This window comes from Afifella sp. YEN Y35, assembly GCF_047553465.1.
GTDB lineage: Bacteria > Pseudomonadota > Alphaproteobacteria > Rhizobiales > Afifellaceae > Afifella > Afifella aestuarii.
In genome coordinates this window covers 652,017-674,386 of the sequence record NZ_CP180203.1, presented here as the reverse complement: position 1 = coordinate 674,386, position 22,370 = coordinate 652,017, and the positions used below count along the sequence as shown (strand labels likewise).

Annotated in this window: 23 protein-coding genes and 1 tRNA gene; 2 read left to right on the top strand and 22 right to left on the bottom strand. The window is 63.1% G+C overall.

The genetic code is table 11. The features are described from left to right. Positions 1–7: 7 nt before the first annotated feature. The 20 genes from nifW to nifA form a co-directional block, all read right to left on the bottom strand. Positions 8–346, bottom strand: coding sequence for a nitrogenase stabilizing/protective protein NifW (nifW, locus tag ACK8CP_RS03220; RefSeq protein WP_414833335.1), 339 nt, complete (start codon positions 344–346; stop codon positions 8–10). Between the two features lie 51 nt (positions 347–397). Next, positions 398–1,552: a homocitrate synthase gene (gene nifV, locus ACK8CP_RS03215; RefSeq protein WP_414833334.1), complete on the bottom strand. Its 1,155-nt coding sequence runs from the start codon at positions 1,550–1,552 to the stop codon at positions 398–400. After that, entirely contained in the window at positions 1,545–2,747 is a 1,203-nt protein-coding gene (gene nifS, locus ACK8CP_RS03210) for a cysteine desulfurase NifS (RefSeq protein WP_414833333.1), read from the bottom strand. The genes nifV and nifS overlap by 8 nt, the downstream gene beginning before the upstream one ends. A 10-nt stretch (positions 2,748–2,757) precedes the next feature. Further along, positions 2,758–3,228: a NifU family protein gene (locus ACK8CP_RS03205; RefSeq protein ID WP_414833332.1), complete on the bottom strand. Its 471-nt coding sequence runs from the start codon at positions 3,226–3,228 to the stop codon at positions 2,758–2,760. 11 nt (positions 3,229–3,239) lie between these two features. Beyond that, positions 3,240–3,560 carry a HesB/IscA family protein gene (locus ACK8CP_RS03200; RefSeq protein ID WP_128291600.1) on the bottom strand — a complete coding sequence of 107 codons (321 nt, stop codon included), beginning with the start codon at positions 3,558–3,560 and terminating at the stop codon, positions 3,240–3,242. 158 nt (positions 3,561–3,718) lie between these two features. Continuing rightward, positions 3,719–4,339: a nitrogen fixation protein NifQ gene (locus ACK8CP_RS03195; RefSeq protein ID WP_414833331.1), complete on the bottom strand. Its 621-nt coding sequence runs from the start codon at positions 4,337–4,339 to the stop codon at positions 3,719–3,721. A 4-nt stretch (positions 4,340–4,343) separates the two neighbouring features. Further along, positions 4,344–4,640 (bottom strand): ferredoxin III, nif-specific, encoded by a 297-nt coding sequence (gene fdxB, locus ACK8CP_RS03190; RefSeq protein ID WP_234629357.1) that lies wholly within the window; start codon positions 4,638–4,640, stop codon positions 4,344–4,346. Between the two features lie 44 nt (positions 4,641–4,684). Next, complete coding sequence (locus ACK8CP_RS03185; RefSeq protein ID WP_234628391.1) at positions 4,685–5,161, bottom strand: NifX-associated nitrogen fixation protein; 477 nt, start codon at positions 5,159–5,161, stop codon at positions 4,685–4,687. A 2-nt stretch (positions 5,162–5,163) separates the two neighbouring features. Continuing rightward, positions 5,164–5,616 carry a nitrogen fixation protein NifX gene (gene nifX / locus ACK8CP_RS03180; RefSeq protein WP_234629358.1) on the bottom strand — a complete coding sequence of 151 codons (453 nt, stop codon included), beginning with the start codon at positions 5,614–5,616 and terminating at the stop codon, positions 5,164–5,166. Between the two features lie 13 nt (positions 5,617–5,629). Next, positions 5,630–7,027, bottom strand: coding sequence for a nitrogenase iron-molybdenum cofactor biosynthesis protein NifN (gene nifN, locus ACK8CP_RS03175; RefSeq protein ID WP_234628392.1), 1,398 nt, complete (start codon positions 7,025–7,027; stop codon positions 5,630–5,632). After that, positions 7,028–8,473 (bottom strand): nitrogenase iron-molybdenum cofactor biosynthesis protein NifE, encoded by a 1,446-nt coding sequence (gene nifE, locus ACK8CP_RS03170; RefSeq protein WP_414833330.1) that lies wholly within the window; start codon positions 8,471–8,473, stop codon positions 7,028–7,030. It lies immediately after the preceding gene. Between the two features lie 26 nt (positions 8,474–8,499). After that, positions 8,500–10,035: a nitrogenase molybdenum-iron protein subunit beta gene (gene nifK / locus ACK8CP_RS03165; protein ID WP_414833329.1), complete on the bottom strand. Its 1,536-nt coding sequence runs from the start codon at positions 10,033–10,035 to the stop codon at positions 8,500–8,502. 33 nt (positions 10,036–10,068) lie between these two features. Continuing rightward, a complete protein-coding gene (gene nifD / locus ACK8CP_RS03160; protein WP_234628395.1) occupies positions 10,069–11,568 on the bottom strand; it encodes a nitrogenase molybdenum-iron protein alpha chain in 1,500 nt (499 codons plus the stop codon). Between the two features lie 69 nt (positions 11,569–11,637). Continuing rightward, on the bottom strand, positions 11,638–12,537 hold the full coding sequence (gene nifH / locus ACK8CP_RS03155) for a nitrogenase iron protein (protein ID WP_234628396.1): 900 nt from the start codon (positions 12,535–12,537) through the stop codon (positions 11,638–11,640). Between the two features lie 325 nt (positions 12,538–12,862). Further along, the gene (locus ACK8CP_RS03150) at positions 12,863–13,762 is read right to left on the bottom strand and encodes an SIR2 family NAD-dependent protein deacylase (protein ID WP_414833328.1); all 900 of its coding nucleotides are present in this window, start codon (positions 13,760–13,762) and stop codon (positions 12,863–12,865) included. Next, a complete protein-coding gene (gene nifT / locus ACK8CP_RS03145) occupies positions 13,759–13,974 on the bottom strand; it encodes a putative nitrogen fixation protein NifT (RefSeq protein WP_092811143.1) in 216 nt (71 codons plus the stop codon). Before nifT ends, ACK8CP_RS03150 begins: the two co-directional genes overlap by 4 nt. Continuing rightward, positions 13,971–14,288 carry a nitrogen fixation protein NifZ gene (locus ACK8CP_RS03140; protein WP_414833327.1) on the bottom strand — a complete coding sequence of 106 codons (318 nt, stop codon included), beginning with the start codon at positions 14,286–14,288 and terminating at the stop codon, positions 13,971–13,973. The genes nifT and ACK8CP_RS03140 overlap by 4 nt, the downstream gene beginning before the upstream one ends. 106 nt (positions 14,289–14,394) lie before the next feature. Further along, on the bottom strand, positions 14,395–14,589 hold the full coding sequence (locus ACK8CP_RS03135) for a 4Fe-4S dicluster domain-containing protein (RefSeq protein ID WP_092811139.1): 195 nt from the start codon (positions 14,587–14,589) through the stop codon (positions 14,395–14,397). A gap of 17 nt (positions 14,590–14,606) precedes the next feature. Further along, the gene (gene nifB / locus ACK8CP_RS03130; protein WP_414834180.1) at positions 14,607–16,031 is read right to left on the bottom strand and encodes a nitrogenase cofactor biosynthesis protein NifB; all 1,425 of its coding nucleotides are present in this window, start codon (positions 16,029–16,031) and stop codon (positions 14,607–14,609) included. Positions 16,032–16,261: 230 nt separating this feature from the next. Continuing rightward, on the bottom strand, positions 16,262–17,983 hold the full coding sequence (nifA, locus tag ACK8CP_RS03125) for a nif-specific transcriptional activator NifA (protein WP_414833326.1): 1,722 nt from the start codon (positions 17,981–17,983) through the stop codon (positions 16,262–16,264). A 557-nt stretch (positions 17,984–18,540) separates the two neighbouring features. Between nifA and ACK8CP_RS03120 the strand changes: the two genes are divergently transcribed. Beyond that, the gene (locus ACK8CP_RS03120; RefSeq protein WP_414833325.1) at positions 18,541–19,509 is read left to right on the top strand and encodes a bile acid:sodium symporter family protein; all 969 of its coding nucleotides are present in this window, start codon (positions 18,541–18,543) and stop codon (positions 19,507–19,509) included. Between the two features lie 116 nt (positions 19,510–19,625). Here the strand turns inward: ACK8CP_RS03120 and ACK8CP_RS03115 are convergent. Further along, positions 19,626–19,701: transfer RNA gene (locus ACK8CP_RS03115), tRNA-Lys, on the bottom strand. Between the two features lie 200 nt (positions 19,702–19,901). Here ACK8CP_RS03115 and betB point away from each other — a divergent pair. Further along, positions 19,902–21,356 (top strand): betaine-aldehyde dehydrogenase, encoded by a 1,455-nt coding sequence (gene betB, locus ACK8CP_RS03110; protein ID WP_414834179.1) that lies wholly within the window; start codon positions 19,902–19,904, stop codon positions 21,354–21,356. A gap of 56 nt (positions 21,357–21,412) precedes the next feature. On the opposite strand, the gene ACK8CP_RS03105 is transcribed toward betB, so the two are convergent. Further along, positions 21,413–22,357, bottom strand: a complete 945-nt coding sequence (locus tag ACK8CP_RS03105) for a LysR family transcriptional regulator (RefSeq protein ID WP_414834178.1) — start codon at positions 22,355–22,357, stop codon at positions 21,413–21,415. Positions 22,358–22,370 lie beyond the last annotated feature (13 nt).

The window sequence follows — 22,370 nt, the reverse complement described above, 5'->3', positions numbered from 1 at the left end:
AGAAGTGTCACTGGCTGGCGCGTCCTGTCAGGGTGTTGAGCGCCACGAAGGGCTTTGATTTCGGCTTCGGTCCACCCGCGGCCTGCTTCAGCACCTTGAAGACGCGCTGTTCGAGGGGCGACGACCGTGTGAAGTCCTCATAGGCCTGTGCCAGATGCGTGCGGCACGCTTCGCGCGCGGCCTCATCATCGAGGTCGTCGAGATGGTCGGCGGCGAGATATTCGCCCATGCGCCGCAGAATGTGCAGGCGCGCGACATGCACCACCTTCGGATCGTACGGCACGTCGAGACACGCGAAAAACTCTTCCGCGGCCGACAGCTCCCGCAATTCGTCCAGAACGCCCATGATATCCTCCGCAGCGGCGGCCTCAGGGCCGCGCTTTCCCTTGAGAACCGGTCAGGCCGCGAGTTCGCGTGCCGTCAGCGCCGCATGAAGAGCGGCAACTTCGTGAAGGCCGACTGCGCGCTTGGCCTTGGCGGCCTCTGCCCGCACCAGATCGAGCAGCGTGCGCGTCTGCGCGTCGTCGGCGGCAAGTCCAAGAGTCTCGAGCGCATGGCGCATCGAGGAGATGCCGGAATGCTTGCCGAGAACGATGGTGCGCGCGCGCCCGAGCCGCTCAGGATTGAGGCCCTCATAGGTTGCCGGATCGCGCAGAAGGCCGGAAACGTGGATGCCGGATTCGTGCATGAAAGCGGCGGCGCCGACGATCGGCTTCGATTCCGGGATCGGACGGCCTGCCGCCGCCGCAACGAGCTCCGCGAGCCCCGTCAGATGCGTAAGGTCGACCCGGCTCTTATGCGCACTGATATGATCGAGCGCGGTCGCCACCTCTTCGAGCGCCGCATTGCCGGCACGCTCGCCGATGCCGAGAACGCAGACGGAGGCGTGCGTGGCTCCCCCGCGGATCGCGGCCAGCGTGTTGGCCGTGGCAAGGCCGAGATCGTCGTGGCCATGAAATTCCAGATCGAGATCGCTCATCGCCCGGAGCCGCTGAAAGACGGCAAAGGTCGTAAACGGATCGAGGATGCCGACCGTATCGGCGAAGCGGAATTTGACGGCGCCCGCCTCCTGCGCGACCGCAATGGCCCGACGAATGAAATCGAGGTCGGCGCGGCTTGAATCCTCCCCACCGAGCGCGACCCGGAGCCCATGCGCGCGGGCATAAGGAATGACGCTGCGAATGCGGTCGAGAACGTCCGCACGATCAGTGCCGAACTTCGCCTTGATCTGCCGATCGGACATCGGCACGGAGAGATTGACCTCTTTGAGACCGGTCTTCAGCGCGGCATCGACATCGCCCTTGGTCATCCGGCACCAGGCGATGACGCGCGAACCGGTCACCGCTTCGCCGATCGCCGCAAGGCTCTCGATCTCGGCCTCCCCCATCGCCGGCGTGCCCGCCTCGATCTCGTCGACGCCGGCCGCATCGAGGGCCCGTGCGATCGCCACCTTCTCCTCGATCGAAAAGGCGACGCCCGGCGCCTGTTCGCCGTCGCGAAGCGTCGAATCGTTGAAGGCGATGTGGCGGGGGACGATGCGCTCCTCAAGCATAGAGACGCTCCTGTGGCTTTGCGGGCTGCCGTGCCTTTCGCCAGAACGGCGACACGGCGCGCAGCTCTTCGATGATGTCGGGAAGGATCTCGATCAGCCGATCGACATCGGCTTTCTCGTTGTCGCGCGACAGAGAGAAACGCACGGCACCATGCGCCGCCGTAAAGGGAAGACGCATCGCACGGATCACATGCGAGGCGTCCATGCCGCCGGAGCTGCACGCCGAGCCGGACGAGACGGCGACGCCATCGCGCGACAGAAGATGCACGATCGCCTCGCCTTCGACGCCATCGAAAGCGATGTTGCTCGTATTCGGCAGGCGATTGTCCACGTCGCCGGTCACGATGCATTTGTCGATCACAGCCAGCACGCCGGCTTCCAGATGGTCGCGCAGCTCCCGCACGCGCGTTTGTTCGTCATAGAGATGGAAGGCGGCAAGCTCCGCGGCCTTGCCGAGGCCGACGATGGCCGGCACATTTTCCGTGCCGGCGCGGCGTCCCCGTTCCTGACGCCCCCCGCGAATGAGCGGCTGAAACGGCACGCCGCGACGGACATAGAGCGCACCGATCCCCTTCGGTCCGTGCAGCTTGTGTCCCGAGAGCGACAGCATATCGATCGCGCCGGATTGGAGATCCATCGCGATCTTGCCGACCGCCTGCACCGCATCGGTATGGAAGAGCGCGCCGGCCTCGTGCGCCATCGCAGCCAACCGTTCGACTGGAAAGATCGTGCCGGTCTCGTTGTTCGCCCACATGATGGAGACGAGAGCCGTCTGACGGCCGAGCACCTTCTCATAGGCATCGATGTCGAGCCGGCCCCGCCCGTCGACCGGTATGACATGGACGACCATACCGGCCCGTTTCGCCAGATCCTGAGCGAGCGCGAGGACCGCCGGGTGTTCCACCGCCGAGACGATGAGTTCGTTGCGGCCCTCCTGCGTGGCGAGTGCCGACAGGATGGCGGTCGTATCGGATTCCGTCCCGCCGGAGGTGAAGGTGATTTCCTGGTCCGATTCGGCACCCAGCAGCGACTGAAGCTGCCCGCGCGCCCGCTTCACGGCCGCGGCAACCACCGAGCCGAAGCCATGCAGCGAAGAAGGATTGCCGAAATGCTCCGTGAAGAACGGCAGCATCGCCGCCAGCACGTCGGGATCGACGGGTGTGGTGGCGTTGGCATCGAGATAGACGGGCCGCATCACCGCCTCCTCAATGTCTCGGGTGAACCGGGATGACGCGGACGGGCGCGCCGAGCTTTGCCATCAGCCGCATCTGGATGCCGCCGATGGTCACGCCGGCAAGCTGGCAGCCGACGCAGGCACCGGTCAGCCGCACCATGATCTTGTTGTCTTCGATATCGACGAGCTGGCAGTCGCCGCCATCGCCCGCGATGTAGCGGCGGATATCCTCCAGCGCCTCTTCGACGAGAGCGAATTTCTCCTCACGGCTGAGACCGAGCCCAAACGCCGCCACCTTGCGCGAGCCGGCCTCGCCCTCGGCGCTCTCAACGCGCGCCTCGGGCGACGACGCAGGCCTCTTCGGCATCTGCGTGCGGTTGAGAAGCGTCAGCCGCACCATCGGCTTCTCACCCGGGCCGGCCGCACCTTCGCAGCGTTCCTCTCGCTCTTCGGCGGCCGCCTCCAGAAGCTCATCCTGATAAAGGGGGGTAAAATCAGTCATGGGGCTCTCCATCATCCGAAGGACTTGCCGCAGGAGCAGCTCCAGGTCGCCTTCGGATTGTCGAAGGTGAACCCGGCGCCCTCCAGGCTTGTGACGAAATCGACGGTGGTGCCTTCGAGGTAGGCGATGCTCATCGGGTCGACGAAGACCTTGATGCCCGCCTGCTCCACCAGCACATCGCTCGGCTCGGCCTCGCCGACGAGGCCCATCATGTATTTGAGGCCGGCACAGCCGCCGCTCTCGACCATCAGGCGCAGGCCCTCGACCGGTTCTTCAGACCCGGCGATCGCTGTGCGCAGCGCATCCACGGCGGCCTCGGTCAGCTGGATCATGCCTTGCTCCTTCGTTGCCAGGAGCGCAGCAAGCCGCATGCCAAACCATAAGATTTTGTTTTTAAAGGATATTCAGAGATTGACGGAATGTCGCATTCCGCACCAATGTCACAAAGCCGACAGGCGCCTTCGCAACAGCGGGAAGGATCGATGCGCCCTCAGGAAGCCTTCTCGGCATCGCGCTTGACGCGGGCAAGCAGGCTTTCGCCGCTCTCATCGCCGAAGCACGTCTCGAAGTCGTCGCATTCGTTGCAGGTCGGCGCGGTGCAGATCTGATAGCCCGTGTCGCGGCAGATCATGCGGTAGAAGAACTTCTTCCACTTCATGTCCTCGCTGTTCGCCTCCGACAGCATTTCAAAGTGCCGCTCCATCAGCCAGCCGAGTTCGCGTCGGTTGCGGAGACCGAGATCCTGCCAGAGATGGTTCGGCCGCTGACAGCGCCGCGCGATGATCTCCGCAAACCGCATTTCGAGTACGCTGTCCTCGGTCGTGCCGCTCTTCAAGAGGTCGAGAAGGCAGGCCTCGTCTTCGCTTCTCGCCGGCGCGACATCGGCCGGCAGCCCGTCGAAAATCGCCGCCGCATGCGGAAAGAGCGCGCCGACGAGGTCTTTGAGATTGTCGCTGTCGAGGCCGAGCGTCTCGACGACGCTCACCTCGTCCCTGCGGCTTTCCGAAATGGCGAGCGCCAGCACGGAGGCGATGACATGCGCGTCGAACGCATTGCAGAGCGGCCGCTCGCCGCCCTCCATCAGAAAATCGTAGACCTCCGCCGCGTCCATCGTCTCAGGCCGCGAGCGCCTCGGCCCCGTGCGTCTGGCTGCCCGTCGGGCAGACCCGGGCGCAGGCGCCGCAGCCGATGCAATTGCCGGCATCGCCCAGCACCATCACCTTGCGCTCCAGCTCGTCGTCATCCTCGTCCTCGAGGTCGACGAATTCACCGTCCTCGGTGACGCCGCGAAGCGTCATCACGCTGCGCGCACAGACTTTGTAGCAGCGACCGCAGCCGATGCATTTCTTCGGATCGATCGAAAGAAGATATTCCGGCGTCCAGTCCCGGCCGTCACGTGTCACGAAGCTCATCATGTCCCCCTGGGCTCGCCCAAGCCCCTCTCATCGGCCACGCCTCAGGCGCGGGCCACGTCTGGATAGGTATCGATCGTCTCGCGCGCCTGGCGCACGACCTTCATGCCGGCCTCGGCGAGATCACTGAGGCTTTCGAAACCGAAGCGGTGCACGTCGCGTAGCGACTTCGCGAAGATCACGAGCTTGCCGGCCGTCAGGATGACGCGCCCGAACCCTTCCCAATGCATGCTCATCATCGGCGAGGCCATGAGCCCCGTCTCGCGCTCCACGGTCAGACCGACGGCGCGATAGAACTTGTCCACCCGGTCGAGAAGGTCGGGGTCGGGATCGTCGATGATCGGCTTTGCCCGCCGCTCTTCGGCGGTGACGATGAACTCCTCGAGAAGCTCGGCATCGCTCTTGCTCTCCCAGGCGCCGTAGGAATCCTCCGCCCGGTAGAGCGCGACGAGCGATTTGAGGAAGGGCGAGCCCATGGCCTTCTCGTCCGCGTCGCCCGCCGACATCAGAGCTTCCGCCATGCTCAATCCTCCTCGTCGAGAAAATCCATCGACCGCGGCTGCGCCGTGCCCATGACCTTTCGCAGCCAGGGCGGCGGATTGGTCGACATCATCGTCTGCACGCGCCCGATGAGGCCGTCGATCGGCTCCGGCGCCGGCAATTTGACGGGATGGATGCGCGCATTGATGACTTTCGCGGCCGAAGGCCCACCGATCGCCAGGCAGAAAAGAAGGTGGCAGCCATTCAAGGCCTCGATCTTCGGTCCGATGCGGTCATCGCCCTCGCGGCGGTGGCTGCCGCTTTCATCGGAGACGTCGTCGAAGGCGGCGGCGGAGACGAAGCGCGAAGCCGTCGGCGTCACATCGTAGATCGCGAATTTGCGGGCCGAGCCGAAATGCGCGTTGAGCCCTTTCATATCCTGCGTGGCGATCGCGACACGCAACTTCGGCTCGTCGCTCTCAGCGGTCACCGACATGACTTCCTCCCGTTCAACCAATTGCAAGTGTCTGACCGACATCGCGCTTCTCCTGAACCTTGAAGGGAGGCACTTTGGCCGAGGCGAAATCCTCGGGCTTTTTCTCCTTGATGAGGCTGAGGAAGATGTTTCCGACCTCGTAGAGAAAATCGCGGCTTCCCGCATAGCCGATCATCGCGCGGTGCTGGACGCCGAGCCGGTCGAAGATCGGGAACCCGACGCGCAGATGCGGCAGGCCGAGCCGTTCCGCAGCCTGCCGTCCGTGACTGTGTGTGACGAGGAGATCGGCCTTTGCCGCGGCCGCCCGTTCTTCGAAATCCATGAGGTCGCCGACGACGACCTCTTTCGCCGGCACCTTTTCGAGAAGCGCCGAATGATTGGTGGTCGTCACCGCCGTGACGATCTCCGCGCCGAGGCTCTTGAAGAAGACGGCAAGCTGATAAACGAGGTCCGGATCGGCCGCGATCGCGATCCGCTTGCCGCCGAGATAAAAATGGCAGTCGAGCATGGCATCGACGAGCTGGCTGCGGCGCCTCTTGAGGTTTTCGGGGACCGCAACGCCCGAGATGCGCGACAGCAGCGCCACGAGGTCATCGGTCGCGGCAAGCCCGGTCAGGTTTGCGAAAACCGTGCTCGGCACGCCGGTCAGCCCTTCGAGGGCCTCCGCTGCCGGGGTCATATGCTGGCCGATCGCGATGGTGGCGAGCGCCTCGCCCATGTCGGCGATGTCTTCGAGTTTCGTGCCGCCTGATGTGATCGGCGTGAACTCGGCGTTCACATGCCCGTCGAGCGAACCGGAAAGGTCCGGCAGGACGACAGCGTTGAGCCCGAACGCCGCCGCCATATCGCGCAACTGGTCGATATCGGCCGCCGTCTGATGCACGCCTGGAAGAATGTTGATCTGCCGCAGGCTTTTCTGCCGACGTTCACCCGGAACGACGAGGCCTTCGATGATCGCCGTCACCGCCTTCGCCCAGCCGTCTTCGAGCGCGCCGACATAATCCGGCGTCGAGGCGTAGACGATGGCCGTGCGTGCCAGTTCGTGGCGGCGCTGCATGATGGACAGGAGATCGCCGGTGATATCCTCGCCGCGCGTCTCGATGAGTGCCGTCGAGGCGATGCCGATGAACTTCGGGTTCATCCGCGACTGCAGATTGATGAGCGCCTCCTCCAGATTGTCGGCGCCCCCCAAAATCGTCTCGACCTCAGCGATCGCCGTCGTCTGCATCGGCATGTCTTCGCGGAAATGACGGACGGCGAGCGTCAGAGCGAAGGAGGTGCACCCTTGCGCACCATGAAAGAGCGGCACGGCGCCATCGACGCCGAGATAGGCAAGCGCCGCCCCGAGCGGCGCCGAGGACTTCAAAGGATTGATCGAGCCGCTTTTTTTCGGCTGCAGAAGCGTGGCCATTCAAGCCTCCCCAAGGCTGGAACGCGATTGCGGTCCGCAATCGAGCGGCACGATATCGGCGGAGATTTCCCAGGGTGCAGGCCGGCGGATCTCGTCCCAAACGGGATTGGACAAGGATTTCGCGAGCTCGGCGACGAGCGCCACGGTGCCGTCATATCCGGCATAGGCATAGTTGCGCTCCTGGTTGATATCGAGCCAGGGCCTGCGCGCCTTCAGGCCGACATATTGCGTCTTGCCGCCCGACAGGAGAATGTCCGCCTCGTCATTGGCGAGTTTCGCATACATCTCACGGGCCGGCACGGAGCCGACCATATGCGGATCGTCCATGATCTCTTTAATCCGCTCCTTGTCGCCTTCGGTCGATTTGCGCACCGAGGTGGCGACGATCTTCATGCCGATTTCCTGCAGCGCGGAGACGATCGACCAGGATTTGACCCCGCCCGTATAGAGGATGACGCGCTTGCCCTTGAGGATCTCGCGGTAAGGTTCGATGCGTGCCCAGGCCCGCGCCTCCTCCGCCGCGATCAGCACTTCCGTGCGCTGCAAAAGATCTTCGGGAGCTCCGCGCTCGACCAGCATCCGGGCAAGCGTGCGCAGCGCCGCCGAGGTATCGGCGATGCCATAGAAAGACCCTTCGAAATACGGGATGCCCCAGCGCTCTTCCATCTGACGCGCCAGATTGATGAGAGCCGCCGAGCACATCATCATGTTGACGCGAGCGCGGTGCGCGCCCGCAATATCGCGGTAGCGCGCATCGCCGGTGATGTTGGCGAGAAGCCGGATGCCGAGTTTTTCCAGAAGCGGTTTGATCTGCCAGATCTCGCCGACGATGTTGTATTCGCCCAGAATGTTGACGTCCGTCGGCGTCGTATATTCAGGCTCGATGGTGCCGATGACGTGCTTGAAGAGCGCCTCACCGGCGAGCTTGTTGCCGAAATTCTTCTTGCCTGAAAAGCCGGCCGACAGGACCGGAATGCAGGGCGTGCCGGTCTTCTCGGCCGCATGCCGGCAGACGGCCTCGATGTCGTCGCCGATCATCGCCGGCACGCAGGTCTGATAGACGAAGACGGCCGGTGGGTCGTAGCGGGCGATCGCGTCCTTGATCGCCCGGTACAGTCGCTTTTCTCCGTTGCCCATGACGATGTCGAGCTCGGAGAGATCGGTGGTGAGGCCGAGCCGGTAAGTGCTCGGCCCCGAGGTGGCGGCGTGGCGGTTGTCCCAGCTGTTGCCCTCGCACGCCGACGGCCCGTGCGTCAGATGCACGACGTCGACGATCGGCTCCAGCGCGATCTTGGCACCGTCGAAGGCACAACCGCCTGCGGCGGCGCCCGGCACCAAAGGCTTGGAGCAGCCTTTCTTGCGCTCCTTTTCGCTCTTGGCCTGGTTTTTCGCACAGCCCGGCTCGTTGAAGAGTTCGGCTGTTTTCGACCTCAAGACTTCGCCCATGATCGCCTCCCGGCGCCGCCCGCCTTTTAGCGGGTCAAATCGAAGGAAATGTCACCGCCCGGCTCCAGCCCGGCCGCGTCGAGCGTGTCGAACGCCTTGTCGAGCAGCGTCACCAGAACCCGCAATCCGCCCTGGTAGCCCCAGACGGGGAAGCGGTGGTGGTGGTGCCTGTCGAAGATCGGGAAGGTCAGCCGGATGAGCGGCACGCCCGTGTCGCGCTCCAGGAACTTGCCGTGCGAATTGCCGATCAGGAAATCCGTCGGCTCGGTGGCGAGAAGCGACCGCATATGCCACAGATCGTTGCCCGGATAGGCCTTGCATTCCGCACCGAAGGGCGAGGAATCGAAAAGCGCCTGCATCTTCTTCGCCCACGGCTTGGTGCCGTTGGTCGCCAGGCAGTGGCGCGGCTCGCCGCCGAACTCCAGCACGAAGCGGGCCATCGCATAGACGAAGTCCGGATCGCCGTAGATGGCGTAGGTCTTGCCGTGCAGGGTGGCCTGGCTGTCGGCCATCGCATCGACGAGACGGCCCCGCTCCATCCTGAGCGCTTCCGGGATCTCCTTGCCGGTGATCTCGGACACCTTCATCAGGAACTCGTCGGTCGCCGCCACGCCCATCGGGTAGTGGAAGCTCGCTGTCTCCTGATCGAAGGACTTCGCGTATTGCAGCGTCTTCGTCGAGCAGTAGTGCTGCAGGCTGATCGTCGCCTTGGCATTGACCGCGTTCTTCGCCGCTTCCAGCGTCGTGCCGCCGTCATACATGCGGAACTCGCCGTCTGAAGGCGTGTCGAACTGATCGGAGACGTCGGAGAGGATCGTATACTCCACGCCCATCAGGTCGAGGATGCGCTTCAGCTCGCGGTTGTTGCCGACCGCGAACCCGTCGAAGCCCGGCACGATGTTGATCGTCTCGTTCTTCGTGACCTCGGCATCCGCCCAGAAGCCCTCGAGAATGCCGCGCAGCATGTTGTCGTAGCCGGTCGTGTGGCTGCCGACAAACGCCGGAGTGTGGGCAAAGGGCACCGGAAAATCCTGCGGCACCGAGTCCTTTTCTTTGGCGCCGATGATGAACGACTGCAGATCGTCGCCGATCACCTCGGCCATGCAGGTCGTCGACACCGCGATCATCTTCGGCGAGTAGAGCGCATAGGCGTTCTTCAGGCCTTCGACCATGTTGTTGAGGCCACCGAACACGGCCGCATCTTCCGTCATCGACGAGGAGACCGCCGAGCACGGCTCCTTGAAGTGGCGGGAGAGATGCGAGCGGTAATACGCAACGCAGCCCTGGCTGCCGTGCACGAAGCTCAGCGTCTTCTCAAAGCCCGCCGCCGCAAAGACGGCGCCGAGCGGCTGGCAGGCCTTTGCCGGGTTGATGGAGAGGGATTCGCGGGCAAAATTCTTCTCGCGATACTCCCAGCTCTTCGTCCAGTCGGCAGTTTCCTGCACCTTCTCGGCGGCAGGCATGTTTTCCATGTCCGCACGCTTCTTGGCGAACATCTCCTTGTATTCCGGCTCCCGGAACAGAAGGCTGTGGTCGAGGACTTTCTCTGCAGATTGTGGCATGGGTCCATTCCTTCTTGAGGCTCGGCGCGCGCGCTATTCGGCGGCGACCGCCAGCGGCTCGGTCTTGGTCCAGGGAGCGTCGAACAGATCCCAGACGGGGTTGTTGATTGCGAGGTCCATGTCGCGGGCGAAGACCGCGAAACCGTCGTAGCCGTGATAGGGGCCGGAATAGTCCCAGGAATGCATCTGACGGAACGGGATGCCCATCTTCTGCACCGGGTACTTTTCCTTGATGCCGGAGCCGACGAGATTGGGCCGGATCTGCTCGATGAACTTCTCCAGCTCGTAGCCGGTCACGTCATCGTAGATGAGCGTGCCTTCTTTCACGTAATGGCCGGTGCGCTGATAATCGTCGTTATGCGCGAATTCATAACCCGTGCCGACGATTTCCATGCCGAGGTCGTCGTAAGCATTGACGATGTGGCGCGGACGCAGGCCACCGACATAGAGCATCACCGTCTTGCCTTCGAGGCGCGGCTTGTACTTGGCGATGACGGCATCGACGAGTGGCTGGTACTTGGCGATGACGCGCTCGGCACCTTCCTTGATGGTGTCATCGAAGTAGCTGGCGATATGGCGCAGCGATTGGGCGATCTGCGTCGGGCCGAAGAGATTGTACTCCGTCCACGGCACGCCGTGCTTCTCTTCCATGTGCCGGCAGATGTAGTTCATCGACCGGTAGCAATGGATGAGGTTGAGCTTCGCCTTCGGCGCCTGCTCGAGCTCGGCAAGCGTGCCGTCGCCCGACCAGCTGCCGATGACCCTGAGGCCCATCTCTTCCAGGAGCCGGCGCGAGGCCCAGGCGTCGCCGCCGATATTGTAGTCGCCGATGATGGTGACGTCGTAATCCGTCGCCTCGAACTCGCGTTCGCTCTTGTCGAGCACCCAGTCGCGGATCGTGTCGTTGGCGATGTGGTGGCCGAGCGACTGCGACACGCCACGGAAACCCTCGCAGCGCACCGGCACGACAGTCTTGCCGGTTTCGCTCTTCTTCTTGCGCGCCACGGCCTCGATATCGTCACCGATCAGGCCGATCGGGCATTCCGACTGCACGGAGATGCCATTGGCGAGCGGGAACAGCTCGTTGATCTCGTCGATCACCTTTTCGAGCTTCTTGTCACCGCCGAAGACGATGTCGCGCTCTTGGAAGTCGGTGGTGAACTGCATCGTCACGAAGGTGTCGACGCCCGTGGTGCCGGTGTAATAGTTGCGGCGCTGGGCCCAGGAATACTGGCCGCAGCCGACCGGACCATGGCTGATATGGACCATGTCCTTCACCGGGCCCCACACCACGCCCTTGGATCCAGCGTAGGAGCAGCCGCGGATCGTCATGACGCCCGGGATCGACTTGATGTTGGATTTGACGGCGCATTCCGACAGATTCTGTTCGCCACCCTCTTCAGGGGCCTCCGCGGGCTTGGCGACACTCAGATGCCGGCTCCGCTTCTTCTGGGCCTTGTCCGGATAGGCCTTCAACACCTCCTCAATGAGGCTGGCGTGGAACTCGGCGTCGTTCTTGTGGTCGAGGCTCATAGCGCTCTCCTCATCGAACAATGTTGAAGATGAGCCCGGCCACCGCCTCGCGGCGGCCGGGCGGGACAATTAGGCCGCGGCTTCGGCGGCCTTTGCGGCTTCCTTGGCCTGGAGTTCGGCGAGCGCCTGCTCCTCGGTCTTCATGATGCCGAAATCGAGCAGCATCTGCTCGAGCTCGTCCATGGAGACCGGCGTCGGGATCGTGCCCTGCCCGGAATTCGCGTGGATCTTTTGAGCGAGCGTCCGGTACTCCTTCGCCTGCTGCGAATCCGGGGCGTACTGGATGACCGTCTGGCGCCGCAGTTCGGCGTGCTGGACGATGTTGTTGCGCGGGACGAAGTGGATGAGCTTGGTGTTCAGCTTCTCCGCCAGCGCTTCCGACAGCTCGACTTCGCGATCGGTCTGACGCTCGTTGCAGATGAGGCCGCCGAGCCGCACGCCGCCCGAATGGGCGTACTTGAGGATGCCCTTGGCGATGTTGTTGGCGGCGTAAAGCGCCATCATCTCGCCGGACATGACGATGTAGATTTCCTGCGCCTTATTTTCGCGGATCGGCATCGCGAAGCCGCCGCAGACGACGTCGCCGAGCACGTCGTAAGAGACGTAGTCGACATCGTCGTAGGCACCGTTTTCTTCCAGGAAGTTGATGGCGGTGATGACGCCGCGGCCGGCACAGCCGACGCCGGGCTCAGGACCACCGGATTCCGTGCACTTGATGCCCTTGTAGCCGATCTTGAGCACGTCCTCGAGCTCGAGATCCTCCACCGAGCCCGCCTCGGCCGCGAGGCTCAAAACGGTATCCTGCATCTTGGTGTTGAGGATGAGGCGGGTGGAATCCGCTTTCGGATCGCAACCCACAATCAGAATCTTCTGCCCCATTTCGACAAGTGCCGCGAGGGTGTTCTGAGAAGTGGTCGACTTGCCGATGCCGCCCTTCCCGTAGAACGCAATCTGGCGAAGTGAACTCATAGTGTCTCTCCAGGTTGTCCGGTTCAAAACTGTTCCAGCGGGCGCTCTCGGCCGCGTACCCTCAGTTACGCAAAGGGCGTGCCAACTTAGGGAAAGCAGAATTTTCCTTATTTATAAGTAACTTACGTGATTTTCGAGCAAGCCGAACGTCCGACAGTCGCTGTCCGATCTCCGACAAAAGACGACAGTGGGACACGGTGAGAACACCCGACAAAACCGACACGACATCGCGCATGTCGCGTTTCGCCGTGACCTGGCGCAGCGACAGCCCAAAGGTGCCGCGAGCGATCGGCCGCATGAAAATCGTGTCAGGAGAGGAAGAAGGTCAGGCGAGCTCTGCGAGGCGCGCGGCCAGTCTTGCCGGAGAAGCGGCAAGTGGCGTGATCGCTTCCGTCTCGAAGAAGCGCAGCTCGTTGCGCGTGAGCCCATCGGGCTCCACCAGGGCGAAACAAGGCCCCTTGGAACGCTTCATGATCTGCCGGGCATAGAGCCGGAGCATCTGGTCGTCGAAGCGACACCCCACGAAGAGAAACCCGCAATTCGTCCGTCGCGCGCGCACGATCTCAGGGATCGGCGTCTGGATATCGATTTCCGTCAGCACTTCGACATAGTCGGAATCGGCGATGAGATAATTGTGCGCCGGCGCCACGCCGCCATGCGGTTTGTAGAGGAGCGTCCGCCATTCATCTTGCGGCGCGCTCACCTCCCCGCCTTCGGCATCGTAAAAGCGGAACCACAAAAACTCACCGATGCCGGCGCGGGTGATCCCCTGCACCTCGCCCCAATCAGCAGCCCGCTCAGGGCCCTGACCAGCACTCCGATTGCGGCGTTGGGCGAGCGCGGACCGCATCGCCCCATCGTACCAGCTGTCGACGATCATCGGGATTTGCGAACATGAGGCGAGCGCCTCGTGAAGCGGCGTCGGTGCCACCGGTTCGGCGAACGCCGCTGCCATCAGGGCGTCGAGTGTCTTGCGATGCTTGCGCCCCTCGATGAACTGCGCGGAGGCCCAGGGATTGCCCCGGGCGCGTCTCGGCAGGGCGACTTTTGCGGAGAAGAACTCGGCCAATGCCGCATAGCTTGTCGGGACGCCCGCATCGGCAGGCAACACACCGGGACCGAGATAAGGAATGAGGCCGCCGCCCTTCAGGCGACGGACGATATCGTCAAGAATCGGCTCGGCGTTGCGGACAACCACCTCGTCCAAAGCCGCAGCAGCACTCATGAAACGCTTTCCGGACGGCGCCGCGCTTCGACCGTGATCGGGAGCTTGGTGTCGGCCTCCATCTCCGGCAGCTCGAGGATCCAGCCGTTCTTCAGCTTCACCCAGCCGCCCCACAGCGCCTCGTGCTCGCATTCGACGATCGGCTCTTCGAGATCCTTCTTGGCGACATAGGCAGAAAGCCCCTTGGGCGTGCTGCGGATCATCACTTTCATGCTGCTGTCTCCTGCTCGTCCGAAATGTCGCCGACTGCTCCGTCGACCGCATCGGCGGCAGTCAGCTCGCGCCCACGCATGCCGACGATCCTGCCGCAATCGAGAAACTCGACCGCGTAGATGTAAAACCGCTGCAGATAGGTGCCGACGTCGCGCACATATCCTTCGTCACCTTTGCGCACGACGATCTCGCCGATTTCGCAGCCAGGCATCGTCCCGTCGTTCTTGACGGCCTTGCGGGCACGCACCTTGGCGCCGGGCATGAAGAGAGGCTGATCGTAGATCTCCACCTCTTCTTCGCGGGCAAGTCCCATCGCAGTCTCCTTCACGACATGGCGAATGTCAGGTCGGGGGTGTCCGTCCGGGGCGCAAAAGACAGCGCCGGCAGGCCGAACCCGACCCGCCGGCGGCCAATTCAGGTCAGGCCGGGACGCAGGTGTCCGGAACCGGGCAGACGGCGACGCATTGCGGGGCATCGAAATGCCCCTCGCATTCCGTGCACTTGTCCTGATCGATGATGTAGGTGTCGCCCTTGAACTTGATCGCTGCGTTCGGGCATTCGAATTCACAGGCGCCGCAAACGGTGCACTGAGACTTGATGATCTTGTAGGCCATTTGATTTCTCCTCTCGGTTAGGCTGTCAGCATTGCAGGCTGGGTGCCGTATTCGGCGGCGTACCAGGCAGCAATCCCTGCCTCGATCCAGTCAAAAGCATGGGCGTCGCTCGCCTTGATGCCGACCTTCTCCAGTCGATCTTTTGGGGCCTCGCCAATCTTCGCGCACAAAACCGTGGAGACGCCTTGCAGCGTTTCGACAATGCCGTCGAAGGCCCTCTCCTCGCCGTGTCCACCATGGCAATATTGCTCGACTTTGCGATGCCCCACGAAGGTCACGCCACCAGGTGACACTTCGAAGACCTGGAATTCCTGTGCATGACCGAAGTGTAGATTGATACGCCCGCCACCTCTTGTTGCCACCGCGACAAGAAGCACCGGCGCACCCTGCACTTCGGCAAGATCTGCTTTGGCCGCCTCTTTGGTCGCGGCATGCTCGCCACGCACCGTCGCGACCACGGAGCGATACTCCTCGCGTCGCGCCGGATCGTAGGACACCGTCTCGGGCAGCTGATCCATGGTGAATTCCTGGCCGCGATCCTCACCAAGGATACCGACGGCATCGGCGCGGCACTGGCGGCAATGGCGCATCAGCTTGGTGCCGCCCTCCACCTTGTCCTGCAGCGCCTTCACCTCCATCGGCGTCGGCCCGCGCTGACCCGTCAGCCCGAAATGCGTGCCGTGGGCGGGGTCGGAAATGAGCGGCATGATGTTGTGGAGGAAGGCGCCCTTCGCCTTCACCGCCTTGTTCACCTCGATGAGATGTTCGTCGTTGATCCCGGGGATCATGACGGAATTGACCTTCACCAGGATGTCGCGGGCCACGAGCAACTCCAGGCCGAGCATCTGCCGCTCCAGCAGGATCCGGGAGGCCTCCACGCCCGTCCAGCGCCTGTGATCGTAGAAGACCCAGGGATAGATCTTCGCACCGATCTCCGGATCGATCGCATTGATGGTGATCGTCACATGATCGATCGCCATCTCGGCGATCTCGTCGACGTAATCCGGAAGCGCCAGACCGTTGGTCGACAGGCAGAGCTTGAGGTCCGGGATTTCCTTGGAAACGCTCTCAAACGTCTCTTTCGTCTTGCGCCAGTCGTAGCAGGCGTCGCCGGGACCGGCGATGCCGAGGACGGAAAGCTGCGGCACCTCGTTGGCGACCGCGATGACTTTCTTGACCGCCTGATCAGGGTCGAGCCGCTCGGAGACGACGCCCGGCCGGCTTTCGTTGGCGCAATCGTACTTTCGATTGCAGTAATTGCACTGGATGTTGCAGGCGGGCGCGACGGCCACATGCATGCGCGCGAAATAATGATGCGCCTCTTCCGAATAGCAGGGGTGATCCTTCACCCGCTCCCACAATTCCGCAGACATATCTGCGGGTCCGTCAGAAGAGCCGCAGCTTGAGGAGGCGCAGCCGGACTTGGCGAGCGAAGCCCGCATTTGAGCGGCAGATGTCGGCGCCTTCAGGCTGCCAAGCGAGATGAGCTGAGCCAATCGATCCCTCCGCGACACACGTCCAAAGCGTCTTTCAGGAACCGTTGAGCAAGCCCCATGCCAGAACGAAAATCCTTCAATTACAGTGGGTTGAATTCATCCAGCCAGAGACAAAACCCTGTCGCGGCTCCGACATCGTGTCGGGTCTCCGACATTGGCCGGCCCTGCCGTCCCGCTCAGAAGCGCTTGATCGGAATCGAATGCTTGCGAAGCGCATAGCCGATCTGGCGCGGCGTCATACCGAGAATGCGCGCCGCCTTCGCCTGCACCCAGCCGGCCGTCTCCATCGCCTCGATCAGCCGGTCACGCTCCGAGCGCGTTTCCCCTCCAGGCACCGGGCAGGCGCCGGGCGACGGGCAGGCTTGCGGCGTCGAAACAGAGCTTTCCGCCTCGGCAAAAACCGTCCCGCCCATCTGCGGCTGCGGTTGGATGACTGGCAGCGGCTGGAAGCCGGGCGAATGGGTCGCCCTCTGGCTTCCCTGCCAGAGAACGGAGGAGAGGCATCCATCATTCTGGCAGGCGAGATCGTGCGCCACGATGGTCCGGTCGCGCGCCAGTGTCGCCGTGCGCCGGATGCAGTTTTCCAGTTCCCGCACATTCCCAGGGAAGTAGCAGCCGGAAAGCGCCCGAAGGGCCTCGCCCGTCAAGGTGAGATCGGTGCCATGCTCCTTGTTGAAGCGTTGCAGGATCTCCTGCGCGAGAAGCGGGATATCGCCGGTCCGCTCGCGTAAGGGCGGCAGGAAAATCGGCACGACGCTGATGCGATAATAGAGATCCGCGCGGAATTCGCCCTTGCTGACGGCGGCCTCCAGATCCCGGTTGGTGGCGCATACGAGCCGCACATCGACCTTGAGCGAGCGCGTGCCACCGACACGTTCAAACTCGCCCTCCTGCAGCACCCGCAAGAGCTTCGCCTGAAAGGCGGCGGAAATCTCGCCGATTTCGTCGAGAAAGAGCGTGCCGCCATGGGCGAGTTCGAAGCGGCCCTTGCGCTGCTGGATGGCCCCGGTGAAGGCCCCCTTCTCGTGGCCGAAGAGCTCCGATTCCAGCACGCTTTCCGGCAGCGCCGCACAATTGAGTTTGACGAAGGGGCCGGAACTGCGCGGCGACAGATCGTGGATCGCCGAGGCGAAGAGCTCTTTGCCGGTGCCCGATTCCCCACGCAGAAGCACGGTCGAACGACTGCGGGCGACGATCCGCACCTTGTCGAGGGCCGCACGCAAGGCCGGGCTCTCGCCGACGATGCCTTCGATCTTGCCGGAGGCCACGCCGTCGTCTCGCCCCGCCGACAATTGCTTTTCGAGCCGCCGCTGTTCGGCCATCAGCCGCTCGCGGTCGCGCGCCACCGCCTTGTGCAGCCGCAACGTCTGGCCGAGGAGATTGGCGACAAGTGTCAGGAAACGGACATCCTGATCGAACGGTGTCTGATCGGCGAATTCGTAGCTGCGGTCGATGGTCAGCGTGCCGACGACCGCCTCGCCGTTTTTGATCGGCACACCGATCAGGGAAAACGGCTTTCCGTCCTCCGGTCCCCAGCCGTCGAGATCCGTCCCGGCGAACAGCTGGTCGCTGCGCACATCCGGCACCACGAGGGGCATGCAGGTGGCCACGATCTGACCGATCGCCTGCTCGGGCAGGCGCTTGAAATAGCGCTTGGCGTTCTCCTCGCTCCATCCCGAACCGACGACGATCTCCGGTTCCCCATCGCCGTCCAGAAGAGCAATCAAACCATGGCGCATATCGAGAAAGCTGGAGAGCAGCGTGAGCACGCCAGCGAGCGTCGTCTCCAGCCGGTTGGGCGCGCTGAGGAGCTTTGAGATCTCATAAATCCCAATAAGCTCGATATCGGCGCGGCTTGTCCGCCCATGTGTACCGTTGCCGGGGCTGTGCACTGTCACGGTCTCCGCCCTCCATGACGATCTCGATGCGCATGCATCGAATACGCAGGCTGAAAGGCCCCCAAACCTTCCAAGAATCCGCCTACCTATGTTGCATCTGCTAAATAGTTAGACCAATGCGAAGGCTCGCACAGGTTCGACTTTTGTCGGACCCTAAAGAAAACCGCGAAAACAGGCTTTGCATAAGAGCCATGCGTCTTCCATAGAGCCATTCTACGGATCTTCTTTGCATATTCCGTGCCAGACGCAGAAAGACTTCGGAAGCCCCTGTAGAGAGGCGTTTTTCTGCACATAGGCCGAAATGCTCGCACCGGGACGAAGGCGAAAACGATTCCTTTTCTGAAGGACGTCACTTCGTAAAAATTTTCACCGCCGTGAGCAGAATTCTGGGCAACAGGAAAACAGATTTTTCGGAATGCCGGCAGAATCCGGTCTAATCCGCTCCGTCGGTAGACAGCACCACATGCGCGGGTGCATGACCGCTCCTCATCGGATTTTGCTTTTAGAAGCAAGCCATTGGCAGCTCCCGCAGCATTCGCTGCTATCAGGAGGAAACAGTGAGAGCTATTGCGCTTGTGTCCGCGTTCTTTGGGCGCACCTTTGCCTTGTGGGTCATTGCCTTCGCGGTCCTCGGATTCGTCCTTCCCGACGTCTTCCGAACCCTTGTCCCTTATATCGTCCCGCTCCTCGGCATGATCATGTTCGGCATGGGGCTGACGATCTCGCTGAAGGATTTCCGCGAGGTCGTCCGTCGGCCGAAGGACGTGGCGATCGGGGTCGGCGCGCAATTCCTCATCATGCCGCTCGTTGCGGTCGCCCTCACATCGATCATTCCGATGTCGCCGGAAGTGGCGGCCGGCGTCATCCTGGTCGGCTGCTGCCCGGGCGGCACGGCCAGCAACGTGATGACGTATCTGTGCCGCGGCGACGTGGCGCTGAGCGTCGCCTGCACCAGCGTCACGACCTTGGCAGCACCGATCGTCACGCCCTTCCTCGTCTGGCTTTTCGCCAGCCAGTATCTGCCGGTCGATGCCGTGAGCATGTTCATCTCGATCGTGAAGATGATTCTTCTGCCGCTCGGCCTCGGCTTCGTCATGCAGAAGCTGGCACCCTCGCTGGTGCGCGCCGCGATTCCCGCGCTGCCGCTCGTCAGCGTCACCGGCATCGTTCTCATCATCGCGGCCGTGGTTGCGGTCAATCAGGAGAAAATCGCCACGACCGGTCTTCTCATCTTCGCCGTCGTCGCCCTCCACAACGGCATCGGACTGGCGCTCGGCTACTGGCTCGCGCGCATGAGCGGCATGCCGGTGGCCAAGCGCAAGGCGATCTCGATCGAGGTCGGCATGCAGAATTCCGGCCTGGGGGCGGCGCTCGCCAGCGCCCATTTCTCGCCCCTCGCCGCCGTGCCGAGCGCGATCTTCAGCGTCTGGCACAACATCGCCGGCGCGATCGTGGCAAATATCTATGCAAAGCTCGACGACGGACGCGCGCTGCGCAGCGAGATGGCGCCTGCCCGCTCAAGCTGATCGACGTCGAAGAAGCCACAAAAAGCGAAAACCCGGCCGCGAGGCCGGGTTTTTTGTGCCGAGGCGCGCCAGCCGGAGAAGGCTCTCCACAGCGCGCTCTGTCGTTTTTGAAAGATTGGTGGGTGAGCAGGGACTCGAACCCTGGACCCGCTGATTAAGAGTCAGCTGCTCTACCAACTGAGCTACACACCCGAAGCGTGGGCGCTGTATAGTGGCGCCAGCCGCGCTGTGCAAGCCATCAGGCGCGGCATCGGTGCAGAATTGCACAACGCATCGATTTTCGTCAGGATATTTGTCCCCTGCCGGCACCCGCCTGAATGACGGCGACGCCGGCTCGCGCCCCTTCCACCCCCAAAAACCGTGTGATGCCGATGACCGCGCCCGATACGCTCATGCCCGACCTCGCCTCCCATATCGCCGGAGAAAAGGTGGCCGGCGGTGGCGAGAAGATCGCCACGATCAATCCCGCAAACGGCACGATCCTCGCCCGCTTCGCGGCCGCCGACAGCGCGACAATCGACCACGCCGTCGCCGCAGCCCAGACCGCACAGCGCGAATGGCTGGCAATGGCGCCAGCCGAACGCGGCCGCGTCCTCAACCGCGTCGCCCATCTCCTGCGCGCCCGCACGGACGAACTCGCGCGTCTCGAAGTCCTCGACACCGGCAAGCCCATCCAGGAAGCCCCGGAGGCCGATATCGGCTCGGCCGCCGATTGTTTCGAGTTCTTCGCAGGCCTCACCCAGATCGTCCATGGCGAGCATATGCCGCTTGGCGAGGATGCCTTCGCCTATACGCGCCGCGAACCGCTCGGCGTCTGCGCCGGCATCGGAGCCTGGAATTATCCGATCCAGATCGCCTCCTGGAAGACCGCGCCGGCGCTTGCCGCCGGCAATGCCATGATCTTCAAGCCGAGCGAATTGACGCCGATCACCGCGCTCAAACTGGCCGAGATCGTCGAAGAGGCCGGCGCCCCGAAAGGCCTCTTCAATGTCGTCCTCGGCGCCGGCGAAACGGGCGCCGCCATGACGGCCCATCCCGGCATCGCAAAAGTGTCGCTGACCGGCTCCGTACCGACGGGAAAGCGCATCATGGCGGCCGCGGCCGAGACGCTCAAACACGTCACGATGGAGCTCGGCGGCAAGTCGGCACTCATCGTCTTCGAGGACGCCGACATCGATGATTCGGTTTCTGCGGCGCTCCTTGCAAACTTCTACACGCAGGGCGAAATCTGCTCCAATGGCACGCGCGTCTTCGTACATGAATCAGTTCGCGAGGAATTTCTCGCAAGGCTCACGGAGCGCACGGAAAAAATCCGTCTCGGCGATCCGCTCGATCCGGACACACAGATGGGCCCGCTCATCTCCGAAGCGCATCTGCAAAAGGTCCTCGCCTATGTCGAAAAAGGCGTTGCCGAAGGCGCGAAGCTCGTCACCGGCGGCGAGCGGCTGACGACGGGCGAGTTCGAGAACGGCTTCTTCATGCGCCCGGCGATCTTCGCCGAGACACGCGACGACATGACAATCGTCTGCGAGGAGATTTTTGGCCCCGTGATGAGCGTCCTCTCGTTCTCCGAGGAGGCAGAGGTCGTCGCCCGCGCCAATGCGACGCCCTTCGGTCTCGCGGCCGGGCTGATGACGCAGAACCTCGCCCGCGCCCACCGCGTCGCGGCGGCGCTGCAGGCGGGCACGATCTGGGTCAATTCTTACAATCTGACGCCGATCGCCATGCCCTTCGGCGGCACCAAGCAATCCGGCATTGGCCGCGAGAACGGCCTCGCCGCGCTCGATTTCTACACCGAGCGGAAGAGCGTCTACATCAATCTCGGAAAGGTCGAGGCGCCCTACTGAGAGGACCGCAGACGACCGGAGAAATCGAGTTGCACCTGCGGGTTTCCGCCGGCCCTTCAGAGCGGATGGCGCAGGCCCTCCACGCCTTCGCCGGCAAAGGGGAGCGCTGCCTCGCCCAGCATCGGCAGAACTTCGCGAATATGATCGGCGAAGGCATTCACGATCGAGGATGGCCGTTCGTCCGCGAATTCGAGGGCGATGCCGATCTCCGGCAGAGGCGGCAAGCCTTCCGTGACGATTAAGAGATCGGACGGAACGGCGGTGCGGGTCAGAACGCTGATCGCATGGCCGGACCGGGCGATGGCGATGAGGCCCGCGAGACTGTTGCTGGCATAGGCGACCCGGTAGCGGCGATCGACGGCATCCATCGCATCGCACGCTGCGCGGTAGTCGAGCGTGACCGGGGCAGACAGCGCCAAAGGCAATGTGCTGCTTTCAAGAATGGCCGGCGCTTCGGAATCCGCGACCCAGACGAAGCGCTCCTTGCGGATCACCGCGCCATTCTCCGGATCCGCAAGAGACACCATCGCCATGTCGATCTGGCGCCGACGCAGCATCGGGCGCAGCTCGAAGGTCGGCGCGCAGATCATGCGCAGTTCGACCTCAGGGTGAAGCGCGCAAAAGCCGTTGAGGAGGGCCGGCAGAAAGGCGATCGAATAATCCTCCGGGCAGCCGAGGCTCAAGCTGCCCTTCAAGGCCGTTCCGTTCATGTCGGCGAGGATCTCGTCGTGCTGCGCCAGCAGGGCTTCCGCATGCGCGAGAAGCTTCTCGCCTGCCGCCGTCAGCCGCACCCCGGCTCCCGTCCGGCGCATCAGCCTCTGCCCCAAAAACTCCTCGAGCCGGTGCATCTGCATGCTGAGCGCCGGCTGTGTGCGCCCGACCTGCTGCGATGCGAGGCTGATCGAGCCCGCACGGGCGCAGATGACGAAATTCTTCAGGAGAGCGAGGTCGAGCAAGGGGGGGGCATCAATCAGATTGATATCGGAACAAAATAATATCAATTCGCTGAGTCTC